Below are 25,221 nucleotides of genomic sequence, written 5' to 3' on the forward strand. Positions count from 1 at the left end.
CCTCAAGCGTAGATGTCGGTCCAAAGCTCGCTCAGCGCGGGCTCGGGGCTTTCCTTGGCGAATTCCGCCGCCTCGTTGACGACGGCCTTGATGTCCTTGTCGATCGCCTTCAGGTCATCATCCGTCGCATGGCCGCCGGTCAGCAGCAGGTCGCGCACATGTTCGATCGCATCGCGTTCGTCGCGCATCTTCTGCACCTCCTCGCGGGAGCGGTATTTCGCCGGGTCCGACATCGAATGGCCGCGATAGCGATAGGTCATCACTTCGAGGATGTAGGGGCCCTTGCCCGCCCGGCAATGCGCCACGGCCTTCTGCGCCGCCGCCTTCACCGCCAGCACGTCCATGCCGTCCACCTGTTCGCCCGGAATGCCGTAGGCGACACCGCGCCCGAACAGCGTCTGCGACTTGGTGGACCGCTTGACCGAGGTGCCCATCGCATACTGGTTGTTCTCGATCACGAAGATCACCGGCAGGTCCCACAGCTCGGCCATGTTGTAGGTCTCGTAGACCTGACCCTGGTTCGCCGCGCCATCGCCGAAATAGGCGAAGGTGACGTTGTCGTTGCCCTTGTACTTGTCCGAGAACGCCAGCCCCGCGCCAAGCGGCACCTGCGCGCCGACGATGCCGTGGCCGCCGTAGAAATGCTTCTCTTTCGAGAACATGTGCATCGAGCCGCCCTTGCCCTTGGAATATCCGCCTTCGCGGCCCGTGAGCTCGGCCATCACGCCTTTCGGGTCCATGCCGCAGGCAAGCATGTGCCCGTGGTCACGGTAGGAGGTGATGCGCTTGTCGCCTTCCTTCGTCGCGGCCTCGATGCCGACGACGACGGCTTCCTGGCCGATGTAGAGGTGGCAGAAACCGCCGATCAGGCCCATGCCGTAAAGCTGGCCGGCCTTTTCCTCGAATCGCCGGATCAGCAGCATTTCGCGGTAGTATTCGAGAAGTTCCTCCTTCGAGACATTGGCGCCCGTCTGGGCTTCCGTCTCGGGGGTCTTGCGAGTAGCCATCAGGCGTTCCTCCCCTGCGCAGAAAATAGTTCAACGTTAAACAATCCCATACAGCATGCGGGTTTGCGATGCAATCGCGGCTGCGTCGGGATGCGAAATCCTGCTGTCGACACAGCAAGCCTAGGGGCGAAAACACAAACGCGCAACGCCCGTGGCGCTGCGCGACCGGCGGAAAATGGCGGAAAATTCAGCGGATGACGATCTCGTCCGGGCGCACGGTGCCCAGCACCTCGCGCGCGCGTTCGTCAAGGAGGTCGAGGTCCAGATAGTCGTCCGACAGCCGGCGGGTGAGGTTGGCCATCCGCTCCGCCTCGGTGCGCAGGGCGTTGCGTTCGGTGGTCAGCGTCTCGATCTCGGCGTCGATCTGCACCCGGCGCAGGATGCCGTAGGATCCCTGCACCGCGGCGAAGGTGAAATAGGCGCCAAGGATGAAAGCGAGGAAGAAGAAGATGAGTGGTCCGATGGACCAGTTCTTGCGGAACATGCTGCTGCCCTCTGCCCCGGTTCGGGGATGATCTGCGCCTCTGACGGGCGATATGGGGCCACTGTGCCACAGCCCGCGCGCTTTGGGAACAACCCGCGCGCATGAAAAACGGGGGCCGAAGCCCCCGTTTCCGTTCGTCCCGCGCGGTTCAGTCTGCGACCGTTCAGCCGGCGACGGAAGCCTTGTGGATCGAGATGATCGCCTCGCGCAGCGCGTCGTTGAATTCATCGTCGCTTTGCTGCGCGCTCAGCCCTTCGGTCAGCGCGCGGCTGAACGAGGCGATGATGCCGGTGTTCTGCGACAGGATCTCGTTCGCCTCGTCGCGCGAATAGCCGCCCGACAACGCCACGACCTTCAGCACCTTCGGGTGGTCCACCAGCGGCTTGTAGAAGTTCGGCACCGTCGGCAGGGTCAGCTTCAGCATCACCTGCTTGCCGTCTTCGAGCTGTTCGAGCTGTTCGAGAATCGCCTCGCGCAGGATCGCCTCGGCCTCGACCTTGTCGGCGATCGAGATCGTCACTTCCGGCTCGATGATCGGCATCAGCCCATGCGCCAGCACGGTCTTGCCCAGCTCGAACTGCTGCGCCACGGCGTCATAGATGCCCTCGCGGTTCGCGGCGTTGATGACCGAGCGTTCCTTGGTGCCGAAGATCCCGGCCTTTGCCGCGCGGTCGAGCAGCGCGTCGACGCCCAGGATCGGCTTCATCAGCTGCACGCCGTTCTTTTCCGCCTCGAGCCCCTTGTCGATCTTGAGGAAGGGGACGACGTGGCGTTCCTCCCACAGGAAGGTGGCGGTGGGCTTGCCGTCGATCTCGCGGTCCATCGTCTGTTCAAAGAGGATCGCGCCGATCACCTTGTCGCCGGTGAAGGCGGGCGACTTGATGATGCGCGACCGCATCTTGTGGATCAGGTCGAACATTTCCTCTTCGCCCGAATATTCGGACTCGGTCACGCCATAGAGCCGCAGCGCCTTCGGCGTCGAGCCGCCCGACTGGTCGAGCGCGGCGATGAAGCCGTTGCCCTTTTTCATCTGTTCGGTTTGAGCAGCGTTGGTCATCGTCAATTCCCCCGGGAATAGTGCCTGTCATGGGCGCGGTGCGCCTTGCCCTGTTTTCCGTAACCCCTTGCCCGGTGCCGTGCAATTCTGAGAACGCTAACAGCGGGCGGGGCAGGGAACAGGCGGCCGGTTGTCGCCTGTTCCGGTTGCGCTTCAGACGGTAAGGGCCGCGACGCCGGGCAATTCCTTGCCCTCCATCCATTCGAGGAAGGCGCCCCCCGCCGTCGAGATATAGGTGAAGTCGCCCGCGACGCCCGCCTTGTTCAGCGCCGCGACCGTATCGCCGCCGCCGGCGACGGAAATCAGGCTGCCCTCGCGGGTCAGCTCGGCGGCCTTCTGCGCGGCGGCATTGGTCGCGGTGTCGAAGGGCGGGATCTCGAACGCGCCAAGCGGGCCGTTCCAGATCAGCGTCTTCGACGCCTCGAAGACCTTGCCGATTTCCGCCACGGTTTCCGGCCCGGCATCAAGGATCATCGCATCCGGCGGGCAGGAATCGGCGGCGACCACCGCATTCGTCGCCCCCGCCTTGAACTCGCGCGCCACGACCACATCGACCGGCAGCACGATCCGGCAGCCGGCTTCCTCGGCCTTGGCGAGGATTTCCTTCACCGTATCGGCCATGTCACGTTCGGCGAGCGACTTGCCCACGTCGATCCCCTGCGCGACGAGGAAGGTGTTCGCCATGCCCCCGCCGATCACCAGATTGTTGACCTTGGTCACGAGGTTGCCGAGCAGGTCGAGCTTGGTTGAGACCTTGGCCCCGCCGACCACCGCCGTCACCGGCCGTTCCGGATTGCCGAGCGCGGCTTCCAGCGCCTTGAGTTCCGCCTCCATCAGCCGCCCGGCGCAGGAGGGCAGGATATGGGCGATCGCCTCGGTCGAGCTGTGCGCCCGGTGCGCGGCGGAAAAGGCGTCGTTCACATAGACCTCGCCAAGCGCCGCCATCCCGGCCGCAAGCTCGGGATCGTTCTTTTCCTCACCCTCGTGGAAGCGGGTGTTTTCCAGCAGCACCACATCGCCCGGTCCCATTTCGGACACGGCGGTCTTGGCCGGGGCGCCGATGCAATCCTCGGCGAAGATCACGTGATGGCCGAGCGCCTTTTCCAGCACCGGGACCAGCGGCTTGAGGCTCATTTCGGGCACGACCTGGCCCTTGGGGCGGCCGAAATGCGCCAGCAGCACCGGCTTGCCGCCCTTGGCGATGATGTCGGTCACCGTCGGCACGATCTTCTCGATCCGCGTCGCATCGGTCACCACGCCGTTTTCCACCGGCACGTTGATGTCGACGCGCACGAGCACCACCTTGCCCGAAAGATCCATGTCGTCGAGCGTTTTCCAGGGCATCCTCTTCCTCCCGATTCTGTTTTGCCCGGAATTGCGGGCACTTGGAGTTCACGCAAACTTGCCTTGCCCTCCGGGTAACGTCAACGGCGGGACCGCGCTTTCGGCTTTTCTATTCCGGGCCGCTTGCCTAAAGTCCGCCCGACAAGCGAGGAGACCAGAAATGGCCGAGATCAAAGATCCTGAAAACACGATCATCATCGAACTGAAGGACGGCCCCGTCGTCGTCGAACTGCTTCCCGATGTCGCACCGAAACATGTCGAGCGGATGAAGCAGCTGGCCCGTGACGGCGCCTATGACAACGTGGCGTTCCACCGGGTGATCGAAGGTTTCATGGCGCAGACGGGCGACGTCGAGAACGCCAATATGGAAAAGGACTACAACCCCCGCCGCGCCGGCACGGGCGGTTCGTCCTACCCCGATCTTCCGGCGGAATTTTCCAAGCTGCCGCATGACCGCGGCACGATCGGGGCGGCGCGCTCGATGAACCCGAATTCGGCGAACAGCCAGTTCTTCATCAATTTCAAGGACAACCACTTCCTGAACGGGCAATATACCGTTTACGGGCGGGTGCTGTCGGGGATGGAATTCGTCGACAAGATCCAGCGCGGCGAGCCGCCGGCGAACCCGGACCGGATGATCTCGGTGAAGGTCGCGGCCGATGCTCAGGCGTGATCTTCTGCGCGCGGGCCTGATGGGGGTCGCGCTGTCGGTTTCGGCGATCGGCGCCTCGGCGCAGACCGCGGACGGGCCGGGGCCGAATCTGGTGCTGGAGGTCGCGGGGGCCCATCCGGGCCGCATCGTGATCGACCTGTTCCCGGATGTCGCCCCGCAGCATGTGAAGCGGATCGAGCAACTGGTGACGGATCATGCCTATGACGGCGTGGTCTTTCACCGGGTGATCGACGGTTTCATGGCGCAGACGGGTGATGTGCAGTTCGGCAAGCGCGAGGGCGATACCTCGATGGCGGGGATGGGCGGTTCGTCCTACCCGGACCTGAAGGCCGAATTCTCGGACAAGCCGTTCGAGCGCGGCACCGTCGGCATGGCGCGGTCCTCGAACCCGAATTCGGCGAACAGCCAGTTCTTCATCATGTTCGCCCCCGCGCCGCATCTGAACGGGCAATACACCGTCTTCGGTCAGGTGATCGAGGGGATGGATATCGTCGATGCGATCAAGAAGGGCGATGCCGCCCGCAACGGTCTGGTGACGGAGCCGGACTACATCGCCTCGGCCACGATCGAATGATCTCTGCGCCGGGCCGCCTTGGGCTGGCCCGGCGTTTTCGGTGGTGGTCGCATCCATGCGTGGGTGTGGGCGGACAGGGGGCAGGGGGCCAGCCCCCTCGGCGCAAGCGCCTCACCCCCGGGATATTTATGGAAACACGAAGGCAGGAAGAGGCGCGCGCGTTCAGTGCGGTGTGCTGATCTGCCCGCCGCCGATCAGGGCGGGCACGCCCGTGGTGGTCGGCCCCGAGGTCGGCAGGCCGCGCGTGACGCGCACCGCCAGATAGGCGAAGGCCTGCGCCTCCAGCATGTCGCCGTCGAGGCCGAGATCCTCGACCGGGGCGACGGGCAGGGTGCCGCGCCGCGCGATTTCCCCCATCATCGTCGCGTTCAGCCGTCCGCCGCCGGTGACATAGACGGCCTGCGCCGGTTCGGGGAAATGCTCGAAGCCCGCCGTGACCGAGGCGGCGGCGCAGGCTGTCAGGGTGGCGGCGGCATCGGCGTCCGAAAGCCCCTCGACCCGCCGCAGCAGGTCATGGAAATCGTTCCGGTCCAGCGATTTCGGCGGCATGCGGCGGAAATAGGGGTGGGACAGGAAGCGGTTGAGCACCGGCGCGTCGATCCGGCCTGACGCGGCCAGCGCCCCGTCCTCGTCGCGCTCGCGGCCAAGGCGGCGCATCATCAGGTCGTTGATCGGCGCATTGGCGGGGCCGGTGTCGAAGGCCAGCACCGCGCCCGCGGCCTCTGGCCCCGGTTTGCGCGGATCGACCCAGGTGACATTGCCCACGCCGCCGAGGTTCAGGAAGGCCACCGGCGCCGTCAGCCCCGCCCATTTCGCGCAGGCGAAATGGAAGAAGGGCGCGAGCGGCGCGCCTTCGCCGCCCATCTCGACGTCCGAACTGCGGAAATCCCAGACCACCGGGCGGCCGAGCGCCCGGGCCAGATGCGCGCCGTTCCCCGCCTGATGCGTGCGGCGTGGCCCGGCCAATCCGCGCGGATCATGCGCCAGCGTCTGCCCGTGAAAGCCGATCAGCTCCGCCGCGCCGAACCGTGCGAGGAGTTCGGCATGCGCCGCCTCGACCACCGCCGCGGCGGCGTCGACGCCCGGTTCGCCCGGCCAGCGGCCAAGCGCCGCGCGCAACACCGCGCGTTCCTCGGTGGAATAGGGGCGGTAGGCGGTGGCGCCGAAGGCGATGATCCGTTCGCCATCCGTCACCACCTCGGCCGCGTCCACGCCGTCGAGCGATGTGCCCGACATCGTGCCCGCCGCGCGCAGGGCAGCCGTCCGGTCGCGTTCAGTCATGACTTTCCCTTTCATTGCCTGACCGATATATGCAGGTCACCAAACAAGGGACAAGCACGATGACCTACCATCCCAAATCCGACTTCCTGTCGATCATCATCGAGCGTGGCTACCTTGCGGATTGCACCGATCTGCAGGAGCTGGACACGACGCTGAAGAAGGGGATGGTGACCGCCTATATCGGCTATGATGCGACGGCGGCCTCGCTGCATGTCGGGCATCTGCTGAACATCATGCTGCTGCGCTGGTTCCAGAAGACCGGCAACAAGCCGATCACCCTGATGGGCGGCGGCACGACCAAGGTCGGCGATCCGTCCTTCCGGTCGGAAGAGCGCCCGCTGCTGACGCCCGAGAAGATCGACGAGAACATCGACGGCATGGGCCGGGTTTTCGCGCGCTACCTCGACTACGGCGATGCGCCGAACGGTGCGCGGATGCTGAACAATGCCGAATGGCTCGACAATCTGAACTACCTCGAGTTCCTGCGCGACATCGGGCGGCATTTCAGCGTCAACCGGATGCTGTCGTTTGAATCGGTGAAGTCGCGGCTCGACCGGGAACAGAGCCTGAGCTTCCTCGAATTCAACTATATGATCCTGCAGGCCTATGACTTCCTCGAACTGAACCGCCGCTACGGCTGTCTGTTGCAGATGGGCGGCTCGGACCAGTGGGGCAACATCATCAACGGCATCGACCTGACGCGCCGGGTGCTGGACACCGACCTGTTCGGGCTGACCACGCCGCTGCTGACCACTTCGGACGGCCGCAAGATGGGCAAGTCGCAGGGCGGCGCCATCTGGCTGAACGGCGAGATGCTGTCGCCCTACGAGTTCTGGCAGTTCTGGCGCAATACGACCGATGCCGATGTGGGGCGGTTCCTCAAGCTTTACACCGATCTGCCGCTGGTCGAATGCGAACGGCTGGCCGCTCTTGGCGGATCCGAGATCAACGAGGCGAAGGTCATCCTCGCCAATGAGGTGACGACGCTGCTGCATGGCGCCGAAGCCGCCGTCAACGCCGAGGCGACCGCGCGCGAGGTCTTTGAACGCGGCGGCGTGGGCGAGGAACTGCCGCGCCTGCAGCTGACGGTCGACGAGGTGTCGGACGGCATCAGCCTTGCGCAGCTCGTGGTGCGTTCGGGCCTTGCCAAGACCGGCAAGGACGGCAAGCGCCTGATCGCCGACGGCGGCGTGCGGGTGAACGACGAGATCTGCCTCGATCCCGGCCGGATGTTCGGCGCCGGCGATCTGGCCGATCCGCTCAAGCTGAGCGCCGGGAAAAAGCGCCACGCGCTGGTCAGCCTCGGCTGACAGCCCGGGCCGCCGTCCGGGATCCGGGCGGCGGTCGCGGCGACCCGATGCGGGAACGGCGGGCGTTGTTTTCCGGTGTTCTGCGTCTTGGTGCGGGTCACGATATCGGTGAACCGGGGGCTGTTCTTCATCCGCTCATGCCGCAGTATGTTGCTCGTAGTAATGCAGGAAATTCCGGCGCTTCCTGAGCCTCTCGAGCAGCATCCCGTCATCGCGCCCCCAGCGAAGCGGCTGCATGATGATGGCCGCGAGCAGCCCCATGCCATCGAGACAGGCGGCGACGCCGTGCCCCATGAACGGCGTGTTCAGCTTCCGCGCATTCGGCCCGGCAAGGCGTTTCATGTGAAGGCCGTCCTCATGGTCATGCCTGTCACCGACGATGATGACGTCCTTCACCCTGCGATATGTGCCCATGGCATCCGCATGGGGGCCATCCATCGGTGTCTGCTGCGAGACGGGAAAGCGCGTGTCCCAAGGGGCGGTCTTGCGTCGATTGCGGATTCAGCAAAACAACAGTCTGCGCCCCGATCAGATCGGCATAGGCCAGCGCTCGCAGCCGCCCATCGTGGAAACGAAGTCGTGTCGGGCAAGCTGAATATCGGCCATAAGCGCCTTTCGGACAGGCGATGGGTGATCCGGATTGACGGATCGAGGCGGTGGAAGGCGGGACGCAACAAACAACGAAATCGCCTTGGCATTCCCGAGACGCGGGCGTGATGCTGGGGTATTCAGGGCAGTTCCGCCTGTCACGGCTCGCTCGACGCTAGGGCGCTGCACGAGGCGCTGCTGCCGGGATGGGCTGTTGAGCGGATAGCCGCGTGGCCCGGTCCCGGATACCGGCCCTCGGTTTCGCTTGGGGGCGCATGAGGAGCGGCGGCACAGCTTTGACGATGGTAGGGGTGGAAACCTCGGCAGATACGATCGCCCGCGCGTGGCTACTACCGATCCTCAAAGCCTACCGACAGCAATCAGGTAGAGGGGATGCATTGATGGTGCTGTCATGGATTCACGTGGGCATTGTGCTGGGCGACGCGGATAAGATTGGCTTTGGGGGCGCACTGGTCTGGTCGTGGCGGCTCGGCGAATTGATCGCTGATGCGGTTGTGGCACGCCGCTCTGCGCAGATGCAGGAGGGCGGGGACGATGGGCAAGATCAAGCCAATCGACGCGAGCCTACTGACCATCGGCGAAACCATCGCCTATCAAAGACAGCTCAACAGGGACAGGCGATCACCGGTCCGTTCTCTGACAAACCTGATCCATGGCCTGCGACGGCGGGAATGCGGATCCGCTCTACATTCCCCACCAACGGAGCAGACATGCCGGCATCCGGGGTCCGAACCGGCGTTGCACGCGCCATTGGTCAGGAAAGATCGCACGGTACCGGGCCTGCGGCAGTCAGACTGCCCTGACCGCGACCGCGAAATCTCTGTCGCCAACCAGACGGGCCAGACAACCCCATGAACAGGCATGTCACCTCCGCGAAAATCCATCTCCAGCGCACGCGATTGTGAGGTTTGAATATGTCCCAGAATGGTTTATCAGAGGTTAAGGCTGTCAAGCTCAGGGGTGATGCTTCCTGACGTCATTTTGTCGAAAACATCGTGTTCAGAACTGTTGCCAGTTTTCTCTGTACCCACCCCCCTCATTTACCGCAGAAATTCACGCCATGAATATTCGACTGTTCCGCTGCGAATGCGGATATACACCTAGATTTGGCCGATCCAGATGTAGGATGTGCTGGTCTCCCACCCCGATCTACAATCGCTTCTGGTTCTGGATACTGATGCTTCCGCTCGGCCTTCTGGCGATTGGTCTTCTCTTGGTGATCGTGACGGCCTGATCCCTTTGAGCATGCAGGTCGTCAGCGACCTTCGGATAAATTGTCTGCGCACGCTTCCCCGTCCGGAGCCGCATGGCCTTCATCGGCATGTGGTGCCTTGACATGCACAACGCCGAGGTCGCCACGCCACGTCCGTTCGCAGTCCCGCTATGGCGGCGACACAGCGCGTGGTGTAATGCTGTCCGGATCCACCGTCAGATGCGGGCGGCCCGCATGACCGCCGTGGTGCCTCACCTTCATGAAACGCCTCGGCTGATGATCGGTTACATGGCGACCCGCATTGAGGTATTTCGTCCAGACAAGCTGCTCGACCGCGCGCGGGGAATCCGCATCGGCAAAGACCACGGCCGGGGCGTGCCCCCCAAGCTCCATCGTCACCGGCTTCATCACCGAACCCGCCAGTGCAGCAAGATGCTTGCCCACCGCGGTCCAACCGGTGAACGAGACCTTGCAGATCACCGGATCCTTGATCAGCCGCTCAGAAATCTCGGCAGGGTTGCCATAGAGCGGGCAGAGGGTGCCCGGCGGCAGGCCCGCATCGATCATGGCCCGCGCCAGTTCGGCACAGGAAAGCGGGGTCTCCTCCGGTCCTTTGAGAAGCACCGAGCATCCGGCTGCAAGCGCAGCTGCCACCTTGCGGACCACTTGGCTGACGGGGAAGTTCCAGGGAGTGAAGGCGACGATGGGGCCAATAGGCTCTTTGCGGACCTGCTGGGTGACCCGGCGGCGCGTGCAGGGACCAGCCGTCCATAGGCGCGCCGCCCCTCTTTCGCGAACCATTCGAACACGTCCGACGAAACCGCCAGTTCGCGCCGAGCCTCGTATAGCGGTTTGCCCTGTTCTGCCACGAGAATCGGTGCAATCGTCTCGGTCCGTTCACGCAGAAGCGTGGCCACCCGGCGCAGCACAGCCGAGCGGTCATAGGCCGGGGTTACTGACCAAGTCGCAAAACCTGCGGCGACCAATTGCAGCGCACGGTCCATATCGGCCGGCGAGGCATGGGCCACCGTTCCGATGACCTCGTCCGTCGCAGGGTTCGTCACGTCGAGGCCGCGGCCATCTGTTGTGGCCTGCCCTCAGGCCGGGCGCCACAAACCATCGGGCCCTTTGGCGAGCACGGGGGTTTCCAGACAGCCGCAGACCGTGTCGAGCCAGCCGTCATGGGGGGCTGCCGCATCCGCGCGCCATTTGTCGGATTGCAGCATGGCGGCACCGGTGGCCACCGGCCGGACGCCGATTGTATCGAGCAGCGCGAGTCCGGCGCGGATCGATCGCCCGCTGGAGATGACATCGTCGATCAGCGCCACCCGGCGCCCCTGCAGCAAGGGCAGCATCCTCGGGTCGATATACAGCCGCTTCACCTGATCGGGCGTGGTGATCGAGGACAGCGGCACCGACAGCGCCTCGTCATACCAGAACTTGCGCGAGGTGCCGAGCGGCACATAGCGCGTATGGCCGAGCTTGCGGGCGACCTCGGCCGCCAGCGTCAGGCCAAGCGTCGGCAGCCCCGCGACGACATCCGGCCGGAATGCCGAAAGCCGCGCAGCCAGCGCACCGGCCAGCGCGTCGAGCACCCCGAAGCTCGCCTGATTGACGATCAGCGAGGCCAGCGCATGCTGTCCGTCGGCAAGCGGCCGGATCGGCAGGCGGATCTGGCGGCCGTCCGGCAATGCGGCGGGATAAAAGCCCTTGTGCCCGACATCGGTGCGAAAGCTGCCGGCGGGGTGGATCTCCTGCCAGAAGTCCTGCGGCTGCATGATCGGGCCCGTCATTCCGCGGCCAGCTCGCGTTCGACCAGCCGGGTCCAGAAGCGCACGCCCGGCCCGATCGCGGCATCGTTGAAGTCATAGGCTCCGTTGTGGTGCAGCGCGCCCTCGACCGCCGGGCCATTGCCGAGCCAGACATAGCAGCCCGGCGCTTCCGCGGCGAAAAAGGCGAAATCGTCGCCCGCCGTCGAGGGCGGGAAGCTGGTGCGCAGCTTCGCGCCGAAGACGTCGCGCGCGGCGCCAAGCGCGCGGGCGGTGGCGTCGGGGTGGTTGATGACCGGCGGGATGCGGCGGATGTAGTGATAGTCGGCCTCGATCCCCGCCATGGCTGCCGCGCCCGCGGCCAGACGGCCGATTCCGGCCTCAAGCTGATCGCGCACCTGCGGGTCATAGGCGCGGGCGGTGCCGCCGATCTCGACCGTTTCGGGAATCACGTTCAGCGCCTGCGGATTGCCCGCCTGTATCGAACAGGCGCTGACCACGGCGGGTTGCAACGGATCGACATCCCGCCCCGGGATCGTTTGCATTGCCGCGAGGAAGCCCGCCATCGCCGGGATCGGATCGCGGCCCAGATGCGGCTTCGCGCCATGCGTGCCGGTGCCGCGAAAGGTCACGCGCCAGCTGTCGGACGAGGCAAGCTGCGGCCCCTCGACCACGGCGATCTCATCGGGGGCAAGGCCGGGCATGTTGTGCAGGCCGTAAACGGCATCGCAGGGGAACAGATCGAACAGCCCCTCCTCGACCATGCGCCGGGCGCCGCCGCGCCCTTCCTCGGCGGGTTGAAAGATGAAATGCACCGTGCCCGAGAAATTCCGGTCGCGGGCAAGCGCGCGCGCGGCGCCCAGCAACAGGGTGGTATGGCCGTCATGGCCGCAGGCGTGCATCTTGCCCTCGACGGTCGAGCGATAGGGGCGGTCGACCAGCTCGGGCATCGCCAGCGCGTCCATATCGGCCCGCAGCCCGATGCGCCGCGTCCCGTTGCCCACCTGAAGCGTGCCCACGACGCCGGTGCCGCCCAGCCCCCTGTGGACGGTGATCCCGGCCTCTGTCAGCAGGCGCGCGACGATGTCGCTGGTGCGCGTTTCCTCGAACCCCAGTTCGGGGTGGGCATGCAGATCGTGGCGCAGCGCGGTCAGGAATGGCAGGTCGTCGTCTATGCTGTCGGTCATGTCAGTATTTCCAGAATGGGCGAGGTCAGCAGGCGTCCCGCGACCACATCGGCTATTCCCCGGTCGGTCTGATGCGGCCCGGCGTTGCAGGCGAGCGTCGCCCCGAAACAGGCCTTGAACACGAGGTAAGGGGGCTGCCAGTCGACGATCCGCTCCATCGCGGCCCGCAGTTCGGCGAAGCCTTCGGCCACCTGCTCAAGCCCGGCTGGCGAAACGAGGCCGGAGATCGGCAGCGGCAAGAGCGACACCACCCGGCCGCCCGATGCGACGGCCATCCCGCCGCCCGCCGCGATCACCGCATTGGCCGCGGCGGCCATGTCGCGCGGATCGGCGCCGAACAGGGTCAGGTTGTGACTGTCATGCGAAACCGTGGTGGCAAAGGCGCCGCGCCATTGTCCCCAGCCCCGCAGAAAGCCGATCCGGGGCCGCGCGTCGACGCGCCCATGGCGATGCACGACCGAGATCAGCGTGGCCCCCTCGGGCGGCACGACGCGCCCCTCGATCACATCGGTTTCCGCCGCGCCCCAGCGGGTGAAGCGGGGCTGGTCGATCGTGGCGACCCGGACGCGGCGACCTTCCGAGCGAACGCGGAAATCATCGGGCGTCAGCGGCGTCAGCCGGACCGAGCGGGTGAAGGCTTCCGGCGTCGTGGCGGGGTGGGCGACCTCGGCCACGATGGCGCCATTCGCGATCACCAGCCGCGCCTCAAGACGTTCGAGATCGGCAAAGACCGCGATATCGGCCCGCCGCCCCGCCGCGATCAGCCCCAGATCCGCGCGCCCGATCCGGCGCGCGCCGTTCAGCGTTGCGGCCTGCAGCGCCCATTCGGGCCGCAGGCCGTAGCGCACCAGTCTGCGAACGACGTCATCAAGCCCGCCCGCGCGCAGCAGATCGTCGGGGAAGACATCATCGGTGCACAGCGTCACGGTCTGCGGCAGCTGGCCGAGGCGATTCAGCGCCTCGACGAAGCCCGGAAGCAGATGGTCGTGGGAGCCGCGCATCTCGATGCTCAGGCCGGCGCGGAGCTTTTCCATCAGGTCGTCGGCCGAGGTCAGTTCGTGGTCCGAGGTCACGCCCGCCGCCATGAACGCCTGAAGATCGGCGCCCGAAAGGCCACGCGCATGGCCGCAGACCGGCTTTGCGGCGGCAAGGCCCGCCTGAACGATACCGCTCATCCGGGGTTTGCCGTCGATGACGTCGCGCATGTTCATCACCTCGGCCACGCCGCCGATTTCCGGCCGCGTCAGAAGCCCGGCCACGGTCGCCGCGTCGAAATCCGCGCCGGCCATCTCAAGCCCCGGTGCGGAAGGCACGCAGGACGGGGCCAGAACCACGAAGCGCAGCGGCAGGTCGCATGTTGCATCGATCGCGTAATCGACCCCTTCGATCCCGTGGACATTGGCGAATTCATGCGGATCCCAGACCACGGTCGTCACCCCGCGCGCCAGCACCGCATCGCAATAGGTGGCCGGCGTCACCATCGAGCTTTCGACATGCATATGCGTGTCGATCAGCCCCGGCGTGACGAACCCACCCTCCAGATCCACGATCCGCGCCGCATCGCCCCGCGCCCCGCGCGGGTGGACCGAGGCGATCAGCGCCCCAACAAGGCCGATATCGGCGGGGCGGTGCTCGCCCGTGACCATGTCCACGAGCGTGCCGTTGACCAGCAGCAGATCGAAGGGCGCATCGCCCCGCGCGGCGGCAACGGCGCGCAGGCGCAGGGCGGAGTCGGCCAGATCCATCGGCTCGTTCGGGGTCATTTCGCGGCCTCCGCGATCAGGGCGTCGAGGATCACCTGCCGGACGGCACCGGCATCGCACCCGGCGGCGAAATGCGCGTTGAAGGACGCCCGTCCGGTTCTGGTTTCCACGACGGTGCGGCCGCGCGTCAGCTGGCCCGCGCATTCGACATCGATCCGTGCGGGTTGCCATGTGACCAGATCGGGGCGCGCGAAGGCCACCGCCGCGGCGGGGTCATACAGCGCCATCGCCGGACGCCCGCGCGACAGGGCAATGTCGATGAACCCGCCGAAGAGGTCGGCCAGCAGCGCGGCATTGGCCCCGCCCGCACCGGCGATGGGCGCCACCGTCTCGGGGCCCGCCAGAATCCGGCGGCAGAAATCCAGATCGACCATCCGCAGCGGCAGACCCTGCGCCAGCACGATGGCCACGGCTTCCGGGTCGGCGAAGGCATTGAACTCGGCCGATGCGGTATGATTCCCCTGCGTGAGGCCGCCGCCCATCCAGACCAGCTCATCCACGCGGGCCGCGAGGTCCGGGCGCGCCAGCGCCAGCGCGGCGATATTGCCAAGCGGGCCGAGCGCGAGGATACGACGGGGGGAGGGGGTGTCCTCCAGCCAGCGGCAGAGCGCGGCGAAGGCATCGCTGTCCGGCGGATCGCCCGCCTCGGGCAGGCTGCGCCCCCGGGTGGGGATGCCGCTTTCGCCAAGGATCGCCTGCGCCGTTTCAAGCCGCCCCATGACCGGCGCCGCGCGTCCGGTATGGACCGGAAAGCGCCAGCCAAGGGCCCGCGCCGCGCCCGCCGCATTGCGCCGCACCTGCGCCAGCGGCGCATTGCCGAAGACCAGCGAAACCCCGTCGACGGGCAGGCCCGACCGCGTCACCACCATAATCGCGGCGATGTCGTCAAAGCCCATGTCGGTGTCGATCCAGACCCCCATGGCTCAACCGAAGCGGCGCAGGGTGGCGGCGGTGGCGGCGGGCAGGCCGAAGCTGACCGTGTCGCCGAGGTCATGGGCGGGATGCGCAGCGTCCGCCTCGGCCTTGATCGGGCCGAGCGGCGTGTCGAGCAGGTATTCCCGCGCGCTGCCCGCGAAGGAGGAACTGCGCACGACGCCGCTGAACGGGCCGTTCCCGAGTGCTACGGCACGCGGCCGCCATGCCAGCGCCGCCGCATCGGCGGGCGCATCGGCGATCGGGGCCGTGCCGCCGGGGGTGACCAGTTGGCCATCCTTCAGCGCGAAGATGTTCTCGAACCCGACGAAATCCGCCACGAAGGCCGATTCCGGCCGGTTGTAGATGTCCTCGGGCGTGCCGATCTGCTCGATCGCGCCGTTGCGCATGACCACGATGCGGTCGGCCAGCGCCAGCGCCTCGATCTGGTCATGGGTGACGAAAATCATCGTCACGCCGCTTTCCTTCTGCACGCGCTGCAATTCGGTCCGCATTTCCAGCCGCAGCCGCGCGTCGAGGTTCGACAGCGGTTCGTCCAGCATCAGCACCTTCGGCTCCATCACCATGGAACGCGCCAGCGCTACGCGCTGCTGCTGCCCGCCCGACAGCTCGGGCGTCTTGCGGTTGGCAAAGGGCGACAGCCCGACCGAGGCGATGGCGGTCAGCACCCTGTCCTCAAGCGGTTTGCCAGACATGCCCTTGAGCCGCAGCCCGAAGGCCACGTTTTCAAATACCGTCAGATGCGGGAACAGCGCGTAGGACTGAAACACCAGCCCCACCTCGCGCCGGTTCGCCGGGGTGCGGGTGATGTCGCGGCCATCAAGCACGATGCGGCCCGATTTCACCGGCATCAGCCCCGCGATGGCGCGCATGGTGGTGGTCTTGCCGCAGCCCGAGGGGCCGAGCAGCGCGACAAGCTCGCCCCGCCGGATCGAGAGGTTCAGCCCCTCGACCGCGGTGGTCTTGCCATAGGCGAGCGTCAGCCCGTCGAGAAGAAGGAAGGAGGCGTCAGACATAGCGGGAGAACCCCAGAAAACGTTCGGCGAGGAAGACGATGCCGATGGAGAGGAAGGCCAGAAGCGACGACAGCGCGGCGACGGAGGGGTCGAACACGATCTCCATATAGCCGAGCATGTCGATGGGCAGGGTGCGCACCCCCGGCCCCGACAGGAACAGCGACACCGGCACCTGATTGAAGCTGGTGACGAAGCCGAGGATGAAGGCCGAGAGGATGCCGCCCCGGATGTTCGGCAACACGACGCTGAAGAACGCGCCGAGCCGCGACGCGCCGAGCAGCACCGCCGCCTCCTCCATGTCGGAGCGCAGGTTGGCGAGGCTTGCCGAGACCACGCGCACCGCATAGGGCAGGATCAGCGCGGTATGCGCCAGAAACAGCGCCAGCGTGATCGACAGGCCGATCGGGATGACGAAATAGCGCAGCAGCGCAAGGCCGACGATGATGCCGGGCACGATGATCGGCAGCGACACCATGAAGCGCACCGTTTCCGCCCCCGGCAGGCGATAGCGCGCCATCGCGTAGGACGCCGGGATGCCGAGGATCAGCGCCGCGATGGTGCCGCCGATCGCCAGGAACAGCGACATCGCGAAACTTTGCCGGAAGCTTTCCACCGTGAAGACCTTGGCGATCCATTTCAGCGAAAAGCCCTGCGGCGGGAAGGCCAGCGTGTCGCCCGCCGAGAAGGAGGCCGCGACGATGATGGCGAACGGCCCGATCAGGAACAGCATCACCAGCGCGAGGGTCAGGGGGGCGAGGATCTTTTGCATCATTTCCGGTTCCTCGCGGTTGCGATGCGCCGCAGAAGGATGTTGGCGCTGAAGCTCATCACGATCAGCAGGAAGGCGATGACCGAGGCCGCGACGAAATTGTTGGCAACGGTGACCTGTTGATAGAGCAGGGTTTCCAGCATCAGCACCTTCGATCCGCCAAGGATCGCCGGGGTGATATAGGCCGTCAGCGACCCGGTGAAGACCAGCGTGCCGCCGACGATCAGCCCCTCGCGGGTGAGGGGCAGGATGATCTTCCAGAACACCTGAAACCAGTTGGCGCCAAGGATGCGCGCGGCGGGCACGGCGTCCTTCGGCAGGTTTTCGAGCGCGCTGATGAGCGAGATGATCATCAGCGGCAGGAACAGTTGCAGCAGGCCGATGAAGACGGCGGTTTCCGTGAACAGGAAGCGCACGGGTTCATCCGTCAGCCCGACCAGCATCAGCGCCTGATTGACGATGCCGGTACGGCCGAGGATCACGATCCACGCATAGGTCCGCGCCACCGGCGAGATCATCAGCGGCAGCACCACGAGCCCGATCATCCGCCCCTTGGCGCCCGGCGGCAGCGAGACGATGGCATAGGCCGTGGCATAACCGATCACCGCGGCGGCGGCCGTCACCATCACGCCAAGCTTCAGCGTGCGCAGGAACACCTTCTGGTTCAGCGGCTGGGAAAAGAAATCGACGAAGGCGGACAGTGTCCAGCCCTGCGCCGAGCGGAAGCCTTCGGACAGCAGCAGGCCGACCGGGATCAGAAAGACGATGGCGGCGAATATCGCCGCCGGAAGGGCAAGCGCATAGGCTTCGGCCCGGTTCTGGAACATGTGCCAACCCTTCAGGTCTGGAACAGCGCGCCACGGAAGACGCAGGGGATCACGTCGGAACGCCTTGCGCGGAGCAAGGCGGAAAGGGGCCGTCCCCCCGGTGGGGAACGGCGATGTCTGCTTACTGGCCGACCTTGGAGTTCCATTCCGCGAGCCATCCGTCGCGGTTGTCGAGCGCCACCGCCGAAGGGATCAGCTTCAGGCTGCTCGCGGTTTCCTCGCCATAGGTGATGTTGTCGGCGACCTCGTCGGGCACCACCACCTCGGAATTGGCGGGGCTGTCGACCAGTGCTTCGGCAAGTTTGGTCTGCACCTCGGTCGAAAGCCAGTAGTCCATGAACTGGAGCGCCAGATCCGCGTTCTTGGTGCCCTTGGTCAGAACCATGACATTCATGCCGCCGGTCTGGCCTTCCTTGGGGGTGGCCCAGCCAAGCGGCAGGTCGAGCTTGGTGAACGGGGCCCAGGAAAAACGGCCGATCGGCGCGGCCCAGATCTCTTCTTGCTGCATCAGCTGCACGAGCTGCGAGGATTTGACGTAGAAGGTGACGATATCGTCCTTCCTCTCGGCCACAGCCTCGATCGCGGCTTTCAGGTCCGGGGTGTTCTGCCCGAGCGCCTCGCCCAGCATGAACAGCGCCGGCGGCCCCTGGTTCGTGGTGATGTTCGGGAAGGCGACATGCGAGGCATATTCGGGCTTCAGCAGGTCGGCCCAGGAGTCGATCTGCATCTTGTCGGTGCGGTAGACGATCGAGGTGGCGTAGAAGGTATAGCCGACGCTCATCCCGTCGCCGTTCGGATCCTTGGCGATGTCATAGAGCTTGTCGAAATTCGTCAGCTTCGCGGTGTCGATGGCGTCGATCAGCCCGGCGCGGCTGGCCTGCAGGGCATCCGCCATCGAGATCACGGCCATGTCGATCACCGGATTGGCCTTGTTGGCCTCCATCTTCGCCAGCCGCTCGACGCTGTTGCCGGTCTCGACGACCAGCTTGCAGCCGCATTGCGCCTCGAAGGGATCGTAGAGCATCTTCTTGTATTCGTCCTGCGCGAAGGCATAGACCGAGATTGTCAGGGTCTTTTCCTGCGCCTGCGCGCTTCCGAGGCCAAGGCCGAGGATGAGCGCGGTCGCCGAAGCCAGCACCGCCTGTCGTTTCATCTTGAGTAACCTCCGTTGTCGGTTCGTTGCGTTGTCATGGCGCGCGCCGAGCTTTGCCGGATGACAAGACTCATCGGGACGCTTTCCTTGTGATGCGGCGGGGCCTTGACCGGGCCTTTCGGCAGGTCGTCGCCCGCGGCGCGGCGTTCGATCGCCAATGTCAGCGCCTCGACCGCGATCCTTGCGATGGCGGCCAGATCCATGCGCACCGTCGTCAGCGAGGGCCGCACGACCGGCGACCAGACCAGATCGTCGAAGCCGGTCACGCTCATGTTCTCGGGCACGGAAATGCCGGCGCCAAGTATCTCGGTCAGGGCGCGCAGGGCGGTCAGGTCGGAAACGGCCGAACAGGCGGTGAACCCGGCGCGGTAATAGTCGGCAAGGCCAAGCGGGCAGCCGGGGCCGTGTCTGGCCTCGACCTTCTCGACCCAGATCACTTCGCTCTCGGCGCCGTTCGAGAGCCGGGATTTCATCCCCCCGATGCGGTCGTTCTGCACGATCGAGTCCGGGTTGTTGCCGATGATCAGGATCTTGCGATGCCCAAGGCCGATCAGATGATCCATCACCAGCTGGCCGCCCTGCCAGTGATCCGCGGACACCGTATTGCCCGGGGTCGAGGGCGAATCGATCACCGCGACCGGCGTGCCGACATCGGCCACGCGCGTTCCGCGCCGCAGGACGATGACCACGCCATCGACACCGCGTTCCAGCAGACGGCCGATCACTTCGGTCTGGGTCGAGACATTGTTGCGCGAGTCGGCGATGAGGACGCCATACCCCGCCTCTGCCGCGGAACTCTCGATCGCCTGCGCGATCTGCGGAAAAAGCGGGTTCGCAATATCGGGCAGCACCAGCCCGAGCACGTAGGAGCGCCCGGTGCGCAAGGCACGCCCCGCCATGCCGGGCACGTAGCAAAGATCGTTCGCCATCGCGCGGATACGTGCGGCCAGATCAGGCGAAACCCTGCCTTTGCCGGCCAAGGCATTCGAAACCGTCGCCACGGACACATCGAGGCGCGCGGCGATCAAACTCATGTTGGGACGGGTTCGGCTGCTGGCCATCTGTGCCCGGAGGTGCGGGAAGGGGGGGTGATTAAACGTTTAATCGAAACTAGACGAAGCGGTTGCGAATGTCGAACGGATTTTCGCCAGTGATCCGATTGGATGGATTCCGGGCCCCAGCCTCATTGATTTCGGGGCCGAAGAGAATTGTGGTAGGGGGCGCGATGGCCGAGGCAACCCGTGATGCGGGGCGGGCTGCGCGCAGACGGCGCTACCATGTCAGGGCGGCCCCGGGATGCGTTGATTCAGGGAAGGGTGCCGCGGTTCAGGTGATTCCGCCTTTTCTCGCACGCAGGATGAACTCCATCCCTTGGGCGATGTCCGCGCGCAGGGCATCGACGAACCCGTCCACATCGCGCCGCGCGAGGGCGTCGGTGGTTTCCTTGTGGTAATCCGCCACGACCGTCTGCGCGCCGTATTGCCCGGCGATGAAGCGCATCGAGGGGCCGGATTGCAGCCACAATATCTCGATCAGCCGCATCAGCACCGGCGCATCGGCCTTGCGGTAGATATGGAAATGGAACGCGAAATTGGCCTTCATGTAGCGGCCAAGATCGTTTCCGGCGATCGCCTCGTTCACCGCAGTGTCCTGCGCGATCAGCATGTCCAGATCGGCGTGGGTGAGGTTGGGATAGGCGCGGCGGGCGGTTTCCGGTTCGATCTGCATCCGCGCGAACAGCACGTCGGAGTGGTTTTCGAGGCTGAGCTTCGGCACCTCGATGGTCCGGCTGTCGCTGAAGCGCAGCGCGCCTTCGGCGACCAGCCGGCGCACGGCGTCGCGCACGGGAATGACGCTGAGGCCGGAGGATTGCGCCAAAGCCCGGATGGAAACGCGGTCGCCCGGCAGGAACTCCCCCTCCCAGATCCGGGCGCGGAGTTTCGCATGCAGCACATCTGCTACCGTATCAGGCTCATAATCGTTCAATTTTTCATCATCTCCCGTCCAGACCCGCAAAAACCGGCAAAACACCTACCATGATATAACACGTTCATTCATCGTATAACAGTTAGCTGGAAACACGGAATCATGCAGATGATCAGAACAGGGCCTGATGTGGAAAGAAAAGCCGAAACGGAATTCTTTCTGGCGGCGCATTGCGATCTGAACGGCGTTTTCCGGGGCAAGCGCGTTCCCGCGGATCAGGGGGACAAGATCCTGAAGGCCGGTATCCGCATGCCGATGTCGTCGATTGGCGTCGATATCTGGGGCACCGACGTTCTGGGCAACGACCTGTTCGACCGCGGCGATCTGGACGGCATCGTGGAGCCGACCGGGCGGGAGCCGATCCCGCTCGTCTGGGGGAGGTCGCCCGCGCTGTTCGTGCCGATGTGGATGCGGCTGGAAAACGGCGCGCCGTTCTTTGGCGATCCGCGCCGGGTGCTGGCCGGGGTGCTGGACCGCTATGCGGGGCAGGCGCTGACGCCGGTCGTCGCCATGGAGCTGGAATTCCACCTGATCCGCGACACCGGCGAGGCCGTGCCCGTGCCCGTCGCCGATGTGCCGCCCGCCCATGCCGGGGGTGCCGATACGATCTATTGCCTCGATGAACTCGGGCAGGTGGGCGAATTCCTCGATGATGTCTATGCGATGGCCTCCGCCTGCGGGATCCGGCTTGAAGCGGTCACGTCGGAAAGCGGGCCGAGCCAGTATGAATTCAACCTCGTCCACCGGGCCGATGCGCTGCGCGTGGCGGATGATACCGTCTACCTCAAGCAGATCGTGCGCAACGTGGCGCGGCGGCACGGGATGCGGGCGACCTTCATGGCCAAGCCCTATATGGAACATGCGGGAAACGGGCTGCACATGCATTTCAGCCTGCTCGACGCCGCGGGCCGCAACGTGTTCGACAATGGCGGCGCCGAGGGCACGCCCGCCCTGCGCCATGCCGTCGCCGGGCTGCTGGCGGCGATGCACGACACCGCGCTGATCTTTGCGCCGCATCGCAATTCCGCGCGCCGGCTGCGGCCGGGAACGCTGGCGCCGGTCAATGCCACATGGGGATATGAAAACCGCACCGCCGCCGTGCGCATTCCGGGCGGCCCCGCCGCCGCGCGGCGGATCGAGCATCGCGTCGCGGGCGCCGATGCCAACCCCTATCTGGTCGTCGCCGCCGTTCTTGCCGCCGCGCTGAAGGGGATGGACGAGGCGCTCGATCCGCCCGCCGCGACCGATGGCAATGTCGAGACCGCCACCGCCCCGGCCTGCGCCGTTCCGCCCGACTGGCGGCAGGCGATCGAGGCGTTCGAGGCCAGCGCGCTCGTCAAGGCGCTGTTCCCGGCGGATTTCATCATGATGTTCGCAAGCTGCAAGCGGCAGGAACTGGCGGTGTTCGAGCAGGAGATCTCCGCCCTCGAATACCGCAGCTATCTTCATACGGTCTGAGACGGACATGCAAGAACCCCACACCCGATCCTATTACGCCGCGACGGCCCATGCCTATCCGGCCTTCCCCGTCCTGCAAGGCGAGACGGAGGCCGATGTCGTCGTGATCGGCGGCGGCTTCACCGGCGTCAATGCGGCGATCGAGCTGGCCGACCGCGGTCTGCGCGTCGTGCTGCTGGAGGCGAACCGCATCGGCTGGGGGGCGACGGGACGCAACGGCGGGCAGATCACCGGCTCGCTGTCCGGCGACAGGGCCATGGCGCGCGAATTCCGCCGCAGCCTCGGGAGCGAGACGGAAAACTACATCTGGAACCTGCGCTGGCGCGGCCATGACATCATCCGCAAACGGGTGGCGCGCTTTGGCATCGACTGCGACCTGAAGCCGGGGCATCTGCAGGCGGCGCTGAAACCCGCGCATGTGGCCGAGCTGCGCGCGCTGGTCGCCGAGGCGGAGGCCCGCGGCATGGGCGACGAGGTGCGCTACGTCGAGGGCGCGGACCTGCGCGCGCTGCTCGACGTGCCGATCTACATCGGCGGGGTCCACAACCGGCGCAACATGCATGTCCATTCGCTGAACCTCGTGATCGGCGAGGCGCAGGCGGCGGCAGGTCTCGGCGTGCGGATTTTCGAGGACAGCGAGGTCATCGGGATCACCCGCGGCGCGCGCCCGGTGGTCCGGACCGGGCAGGGGCGGGTGACCTGCGACACCGTGCTGCTGGCGGGAAACGCCTATCATCATCTGGGGCGGAGCAGGATGCGCGGGGTGCTGTTTCCCGCAGCCCTCGGCATCATCGCGACGGCCCCCATCGATGAAGAGGTCGCCCGCGCCATCAACCCGCAGGACATCGCCGTCTACGACGACCGCTTCGTGCTCGACTACCACCGGCTGAGCGCCGACCGGCGCCTGATCTTTGGCGGCGGCACCAACTATTCCGGCCGCGACAGCGCCGATATCGCGGCCGAGCTGCGTCCCGCGCTGGAACGCACCTATCCGCGGCTGAAGGGGATCGGCATCGACTTCGCCTGGTCGGGGCGCGACGGGATCGTGCTGAACCGGATCCCGCATCTGGGCCGGATCGCGCCGAACATCTTCTACGCCGAGGGCTATTCCGGCCACGGCATCGCCACCACCCATATCGTCGCCGAGATCATGGCCGGCGCGATCACCGGCACGATGGAGGAATTCGACGTCTTCGACGCCGTCCATCGCCTGCGCCTGCCGATCGGCAACTGGCTCACCCATCACGCGCTGGCCCTTGGCATGGCTTACTACACGCTGCGCGAGCGGCTGACCTGATCCGCCTCCCCATAGAAAGGACCTAGAATGACGACGAAATACCTTGAAATCAACGCATTGAATCCGGGCGTCGAGCCTGTCACCGGCGCGCCCGACCCGGCGCTGGTCACCGACGGAAACCCCGCCTCGCTGACCTGGGATCTCGACCGCACACCCGATGGCCGGGTCGAGACCGGCGTCTGGGAAGTCGCCCCCGGCACATGGACCTTCACCGCCGAGTGCTGGGAACTCATGCATATCGTATCGGGCCATTCGGAACTGACCGAGGTCGGCACCGACAAGACCACGGTGCTGCGCGCCGGATCGGTGTTCCTGATGCGGCCCGGTTTGCAGGTCGTCTGGCGCGTCGTCGAGACCACCCGCAAGATCTGGGTCACCTACGTCCCCGAGGCCTGACCCTCCAGCACAAGACGGCCAACAGTCTTTGCCCGCCCCAACAGGAGAATGAGATGACGATCGCAAGAACCGCCGGCATTTCCACCGCCATCCTCGCAACGCTGCTGTCGAGTGTCGCCCACGCCGAGGGCACGTTGAACCTGCTGACCTGGGAAGGCTATGCCGACCCGTCCTATGTGACGCAGTTCGAGCAGGAAACCGGCTGCAAGGTGAACGCCACCTATGTCGGCTCGAACGACGACTTCGCGCCCAAGCTGATGGCGGGCGGCGGGGTGTTCGACCTGATCACGCCGTCGCTCGACACGACGAAGCTGATGATCGACCTCGATCTGGTCGAGCCGGTGGACACCGCGAAGATCACGGCATGGGGGGATCTTTACCCGACGCTGACCTCGCTCGACGCGATCCAGAAGGACGGACAGATCTACGGCGTGCCCTATACCTGGGGTGGGATCGTGCTGATGTATCGCACCGACGCTTTCACCACGCCGCCCGAGTCCATCGCCGATCTGTGGAACCCCGACCTGAAGGGCAAGGTCTCGATCTGGGACGACAAATCCTCGATCTACCTTGCGGCGCGCAAGAACGGCGACATGAACATCTATTCGCTGAGCGACGAGCAGATCGCCGCCGCGCAACAGGCGCTGGTCGAGCAAAAGCCGCTGGTGCGCAAATACTGGGCCACGGCGGGGGAACTGGTCGATCTCTACAAATCGGGCGAGATCGTGATTTCCAACACCTGGGCCGGCAATCAGGCCAGCATCCTGAAACGCGCGGGCATCGACATGACCGAATTCGTTCCCAAGGAAGGGGCCGAGGGCTGGGTCGACATATGGATGGTGGTGAAGGACACGCCGAACCTCGATTGCGCCTACAAATACCTGAACATGCAGCTGTCGCCGTTGGGGCAATGCGCGATCGCGAACATCAACACGGCCTCGGTCGCGAACCCCGTGGCGGCGAAATCCTGCATGAGCCCGGAACAGTTCGTCGAACTGCATCAGGACGATCCCGGCTATCTGGAACGGCTGATGGTGTGGCAGTCGCTTGGCGATCGTTACGAGGCCTATGCCAACGCCTGGAACGCGGTGAAGGCGCAATAACCCCCCGCAAGG

23 protein-coding genes and 1 pseudogene are annotated in these 25,221 nt (G+C 65.7%); 7 read left to right on the forward strand and 17 right to left on the reverse strand.

Annotated features, from left to right (window positions below; all coding sequences use genetic code 11):
- Positions 1-2: 2 nt before the first annotated feature.
- The 4 genes from pdhA to D2T30_RS01525 all read right to left on the reverse strand — a co-directional run bounded on the left by pdhA (position 3) and on the right by D2T30_RS01525 (position 3,892).
- On the reverse strand, positions 3-1,007 hold the full coding sequence (pdhA, locus tag D2T30_RS01510; RefSeq protein ID WP_128184234.1) for a pyruvate dehydrogenase (acetyl-transferring) E1 component subunit alpha: 1,005 nt from the start codon (positions 1,005-1,007) through the stop codon (positions 3-5).
- 187 nt (positions 1,008-1,194) lie between these two features.
- A complete protein-coding gene (locus D2T30_RS01515; RefSeq protein WP_128184236.1) occupies positions 1,195-1,491 on the reverse strand; it encodes an FtsB family cell division protein in 297 nt (98 codons plus the stop codon).
- 163 nt (positions 1,492-1,654) lie between these two features.
- Positions 1,655-2,548 carry a fructose bisphosphate aldolase gene (locus D2T30_RS01520; protein WP_128207345.1) on the reverse strand — a complete coding sequence of 298 codons (894 nt, stop codon included), beginning with the start codon at positions 2,546-2,548 and terminating at the stop codon, positions 1,655-1,657.
- A 153-nt stretch (positions 2,549-2,701) separates the two neighbouring features.
- Positions 2,702-3,892 carry a phosphoglycerate kinase gene (locus D2T30_RS01525; RefSeq protein WP_128207346.1) on the reverse strand — a complete coding sequence of 397 codons (1,191 nt, stop codon included), beginning with the start codon at positions 3,890-3,892 and terminating at the stop codon, positions 2,702-2,704.
- A 160-nt stretch (positions 3,893-4,052) separates the two neighbouring features.
- On the opposite strand from D2T30_RS01525, the gene D2T30_RS01530 reads away from it, so the two are divergent.
- Entirely contained in the window at positions 4,053-4,565 is a 513-nt protein-coding gene (locus D2T30_RS01530; RefSeq protein WP_128184242.1) for a peptidylprolyl isomerase, read from the forward strand.
- The gene (locus tag D2T30_RS01535) at positions 4,552-5,139 is read left to right on the forward strand and encodes a peptidylprolyl isomerase (protein ID WP_128207347.1); all 588 of its coding nucleotides are present in this window, start codon (positions 4,552-4,554) and stop codon (positions 5,137-5,139) included. Before D2T30_RS01530 ends, D2T30_RS01535 begins: the two co-directional genes overlap by 14 nt.
- Before the next feature lie 162 nt (positions 5,140-5,301).
- On the opposite strand, the gene D2T30_RS01540 is transcribed toward D2T30_RS01535, so the two are convergent.
- The gene (locus D2T30_RS01540) at positions 5,302-6,420 is read right to left on the reverse strand and encodes an anhydro-N-acetylmuramic acid kinase (RefSeq protein ID WP_128207348.1); all 1,119 of its coding nucleotides are present in this window, start codon (positions 6,418-6,420) and stop codon (positions 5,302-5,304) included.
- 59 nt (positions 6,421-6,479) lie between these two features.
- On the opposite strand from D2T30_RS01540, the gene tyrS reads away from it, so the two are divergent.
- A complete protein-coding gene (tyrS, locus tag D2T30_RS01545; protein WP_128207349.1) occupies positions 6,480-7,730 on the forward strand; it encodes a tyrosine--tRNA ligase in 1,251 nt (416 codons plus the stop codon).
- Positions 7,731-7,865: 135 nt separating this feature from the next.
- On the opposite strand, the gene D2T30_RS01550 is transcribed toward tyrS, so the two are convergent.
- The 12 genes and pseudogenes from D2T30_RS01550 to D2T30_RS01605 form a co-directional block, all read right to left on the reverse strand.
- Positions 7,866-8,072 (reverse strand): hypothetical protein, encoded by a 207-nt coding sequence (locus D2T30_RS01550; RefSeq protein WP_128207350.1) that lies wholly within the window; start codon positions 8,070-8,072, stop codon positions 7,866-7,868.
- Positions 8,073-9,720: 1,648 nt separating this feature from the next.
- Positions 9,721-10,616, reverse strand: a pseudogene (locus D2T30_RS01555) (aldehyde dehydrogenase family protein).
- Between the two features lie 33 nt (positions 10,617-10,649).
- On the reverse strand, positions 10,650-11,345 hold the full coding sequence (locus D2T30_RS01560) for a phosphoribosyltransferase (protein WP_128207351.1): 696 nt from the start codon (positions 11,343-11,345) through the stop codon (positions 10,650-10,652).
- The gene (locus D2T30_RS01565) at positions 11,342-12,508 is read right to left on the reverse strand and encodes an amidohydrolase (RefSeq protein ID WP_128207352.1); all 1,167 of its coding nucleotides are present in this window, start codon (positions 12,506-12,508) and stop codon (positions 11,342-11,344) included. Before D2T30_RS01565 ends, D2T30_RS01560 begins: the two co-directional genes overlap by 4 nt.
- Positions 12,505-14,271 carry an adenine deaminase gene (locus D2T30_RS01570; RefSeq protein ID WP_128207353.1) on the reverse strand — a complete coding sequence of 589 codons (1,767 nt, stop codon included), beginning with the start codon at positions 14,269-14,271 and terminating at the stop codon, positions 12,505-12,507. The genes D2T30_RS01565 and D2T30_RS01570 overlap by 4 nt, the downstream gene beginning before the upstream one ends.
- Entirely contained in the window at positions 14,268-15,191 is a 924-nt protein-coding gene (locus tag D2T30_RS01575) for a nucleoside hydrolase (RefSeq protein ID WP_128207354.1), read from the reverse strand. The genes D2T30_RS01570 and D2T30_RS01575 overlap by 4 nt, the downstream gene beginning before the upstream one ends.
- Positions 15,192-15,194: 3 nt before the next feature.
- Positions 15,195-16,220: an ABC transporter ATP-binding protein gene (locus D2T30_RS01580; protein WP_128207355.1), complete on the reverse strand. Its 1,026-nt coding sequence runs from the start codon at positions 16,218-16,220 to the stop codon at positions 15,195-15,197.
- Positions 16,213-16,992, reverse strand: a complete 780-nt coding sequence (locus D2T30_RS01585; protein ID WP_128207356.1) for an ABC transporter permease — start codon at positions 16,990-16,992, stop codon at positions 16,213-16,215. Before D2T30_RS01585 ends, D2T30_RS01580 begins: the two co-directional genes overlap by 8 nt.
- Positions 16,989-17,816: an ABC transporter permease gene (locus tag D2T30_RS01590; RefSeq protein WP_128184270.1), complete on the reverse strand. Its 828-nt coding sequence runs from the start codon at positions 17,814-17,816 to the stop codon at positions 16,989-16,991. Before D2T30_RS01590 ends, D2T30_RS01585 begins: the two co-directional genes overlap by 4 nt.
- Positions 17,817-17,937: 121 nt before the next feature.
- Complete coding sequence (locus D2T30_RS01595) at positions 17,938-18,969, reverse strand: ABC transporter substrate-binding protein (RefSeq protein ID WP_128207357.1); 1,032 nt, start codon at positions 18,967-18,969, stop codon at positions 17,938-17,940.
- Entirely contained in the window at positions 18,966-20,003 is a 1,038-nt protein-coding gene (locus D2T30_RS01600; RefSeq protein WP_241651162.1) for a LacI family DNA-binding transcriptional regulator, read from the reverse strand. The genes D2T30_RS01595 and D2T30_RS01600 overlap by 4 nt, the downstream gene beginning before the upstream one ends.
- A gap of 292 nt (positions 20,004-20,295) precedes the next feature.
- Complete coding sequence (locus tag D2T30_RS01605) at positions 20,296-20,955, reverse strand: GntR family transcriptional regulator (RefSeq protein WP_164884176.1); 660 nt, start codon at positions 20,953-20,955, stop codon at positions 20,296-20,298.
- A 102-nt stretch (positions 20,956-21,057) separates the two neighbouring features.
- Between D2T30_RS01605 and D2T30_RS01610 the strand changes: the two genes are divergently transcribed.
- From D2T30_RS01610 to D2T30_RS01625, 4 genes are read left to right on the forward strand one after another with little or no spacing between them, the layout of a single operon-like run.
- A complete protein-coding gene (locus D2T30_RS01610; RefSeq protein WP_128207360.1) occupies positions 21,058-22,413 on the forward strand; it encodes a glutamine synthetase family protein in 1,356 nt (451 codons plus the stop codon).
- A 7-nt stretch (positions 22,414-22,420) separates the two neighbouring features.
- Positions 22,421-23,710, forward strand: a complete 1,290-nt coding sequence (locus D2T30_RS01615; RefSeq protein ID WP_128207361.1) for an NAD(P)/FAD-dependent oxidoreductase — start codon at positions 22,421-22,423, stop codon at positions 23,708-23,710.
- Positions 23,711-23,737: 27 nt separating this feature from the next.
- Positions 23,738-24,106, forward strand: a complete 369-nt coding sequence (locus D2T30_RS01620; protein ID WP_128207362.1) for a cupin domain-containing protein — start codon at positions 23,738-23,740, stop codon at positions 24,104-24,106.
- A 53-nt stretch (positions 24,107-24,159) separates the two neighbouring features.
- A complete protein-coding gene (locus D2T30_RS01625) occupies positions 24,160-25,209 on the forward strand; it encodes an ABC transporter substrate-binding protein (protein WP_128207363.1) in 1,050 nt (349 codons plus the stop codon).
- Positions 25,210-25,221 lie beyond the last annotated feature (12 nt).

This window comes from Paenirhodobacter populi, assembly GCF_004022215.1.
Lineage (GTDB): Bacteria > Pseudomonadota > Alphaproteobacteria > Rhodobacterales > Rhodobacteraceae > Rhodobacter > Rhodobacter populi.

Excerpts from the sequence above, each read along its gene's own strand:
- pdhA (WP_128184234.1), bottom strand. The coding sequence starts at position 1,007 with ATGGCTACTCGCAAGACCCCCGAGACGGAAGCCCAGACGGGCGCCAAT.
- D2T30_RS01580 (WP_128207355.1), bottom strand. The coding sequence starts at position 16,220 with ATGTCTGACGCCTCCTTCCTTCTTCTCGACGGGCTGACGCTCGCCTAT.
- D2T30_RS01550 (WP_128207350.1), bottom strand. The coding sequence starts at position 8,072 with ATGAAACGCCTTGCCGGGCCGAATGCGCGGAAGCTGAACACGCCGTTC.
- D2T30_RS01530 (WP_128184242.1), top strand. The coding sequence starts at position 4,053 with ATGGCCGAGATCAAAGATCCTGAAAACACGATCATCATCGAACTGAAG.
- D2T30_RS01525 (WP_128207346.1), bottom strand. The coding sequence starts at position 3,892 with ATGCCCTGGAAAACGCTCGACGACATGGATCTTTCGGGCAAGGTGGTG.
- D2T30_RS01535 (WP_128207347.1), top strand. The coding sequence starts at position 4,552 with ATGCTCAGGCGTGATCTTCTGCGCGCGGGCCTGATGGGGGTCGCGCTG.
- D2T30_RS01540 (WP_128207348.1), bottom strand. The coding sequence starts at position 6,420 with ATGACTGAACGCGACCGGACGGCTGCCCTGCGCGCGGCGGGCACGATG.
- D2T30_RS01515 (WP_128184236.1), bottom strand. The coding sequence starts at position 1,491 with ATGTTCCGCAAGAACTGGTCCATCGGACCACTCATCTTCTTCTTCCTC.
- D2T30_RS01575 (WP_128207354.1), bottom strand. The coding sequence starts at position 15,191 with ATGGGGGTCTGGATCGACACCGACATGGGCTTTGACGACATCGCCGCG.
- D2T30_RS01620 (WP_128207362.1), top strand. The coding sequence starts at position 23,738 with ATGACGACGAAATACCTTGAAATCAACGCATTGAATCCGGGCGTCGAG.
- D2T30_RS01585 (WP_128207356.1), bottom strand. The coding sequence starts at position 16,992 with ATGATGCAAAAGATCCTCGCCCCCCTGACCCTCGCGCTGGTGATGCTG.
- D2T30_RS01520 (WP_128207345.1), bottom strand. The coding sequence starts at position 2,548 with ATGACCAACGCTGCTCAAACCGAACAGATGAAAAAGGGCAACGGCTTC.
- D2T30_RS01625 (WP_128207363.1), top strand. The coding sequence starts at position 24,160 with ATGACGATCGCAAGAACCGCCGGCATTTCCACCGCCATCCTCGCAACG.
- D2T30_RS01560 (WP_128207351.1), bottom strand. The coding sequence starts at position 11,345 with ATGACGGGCCCGATCATGCAGCCGCAGGACTTCTGGCAGGAGATCCAC.
- tyrS (WP_128207349.1), top strand. The coding sequence starts at position 6,480 with ATGACCTACCATCCCAAATCCGACTTCCTGTCGATCATCATCGAGCGT.
- D2T30_RS01595 (WP_128207357.1), bottom strand. The coding sequence starts at position 18,969 with ATGAAACGACAGGCGGTGCTGGCTTCGGCGACCGCGCTCATCCTCGGC.
- D2T30_RS01610 (WP_128207360.1), top strand. The coding sequence starts at position 21,058 with ATGCAGATGATCAGAACAGGGCCTGATGTGGAAAGAAAAGCCGAAACG.
- D2T30_RS01590 (WP_128184270.1), bottom strand. The coding sequence starts at position 17,816 with ATGTTCCAGAACCGGGCCGAAGCCTATGCGCTTGCCCTTCCGGCGGCG.
- D2T30_RS01570 (WP_128207353.1), bottom strand. The coding sequence starts at position 14,271 with ATGACCCCGAACGAGCCGATGGATCTGGCCGACTCCGCCCTGCGCCTG.
- D2T30_RS01600 (WP_241651162.1), bottom strand. The coding sequence starts at position 20,003 with ATGAGTTTGATCGCCGCGCGCCTCGATGTGTCCGTGGCGACGGTTTCG.
- D2T30_RS01565 (WP_128207352.1), bottom strand. The coding sequence starts at position 12,508 with ATGACCGACAGCATAGACGACGACCTGCCATTCCTGACCGCGCTGCGC.
- D2T30_RS01615 (WP_128207361.1), top strand. The coding sequence starts at position 22,421 with ATGCAAGAACCCCACACCCGATCCTATTACGCCGCGACGGCCCATGCC.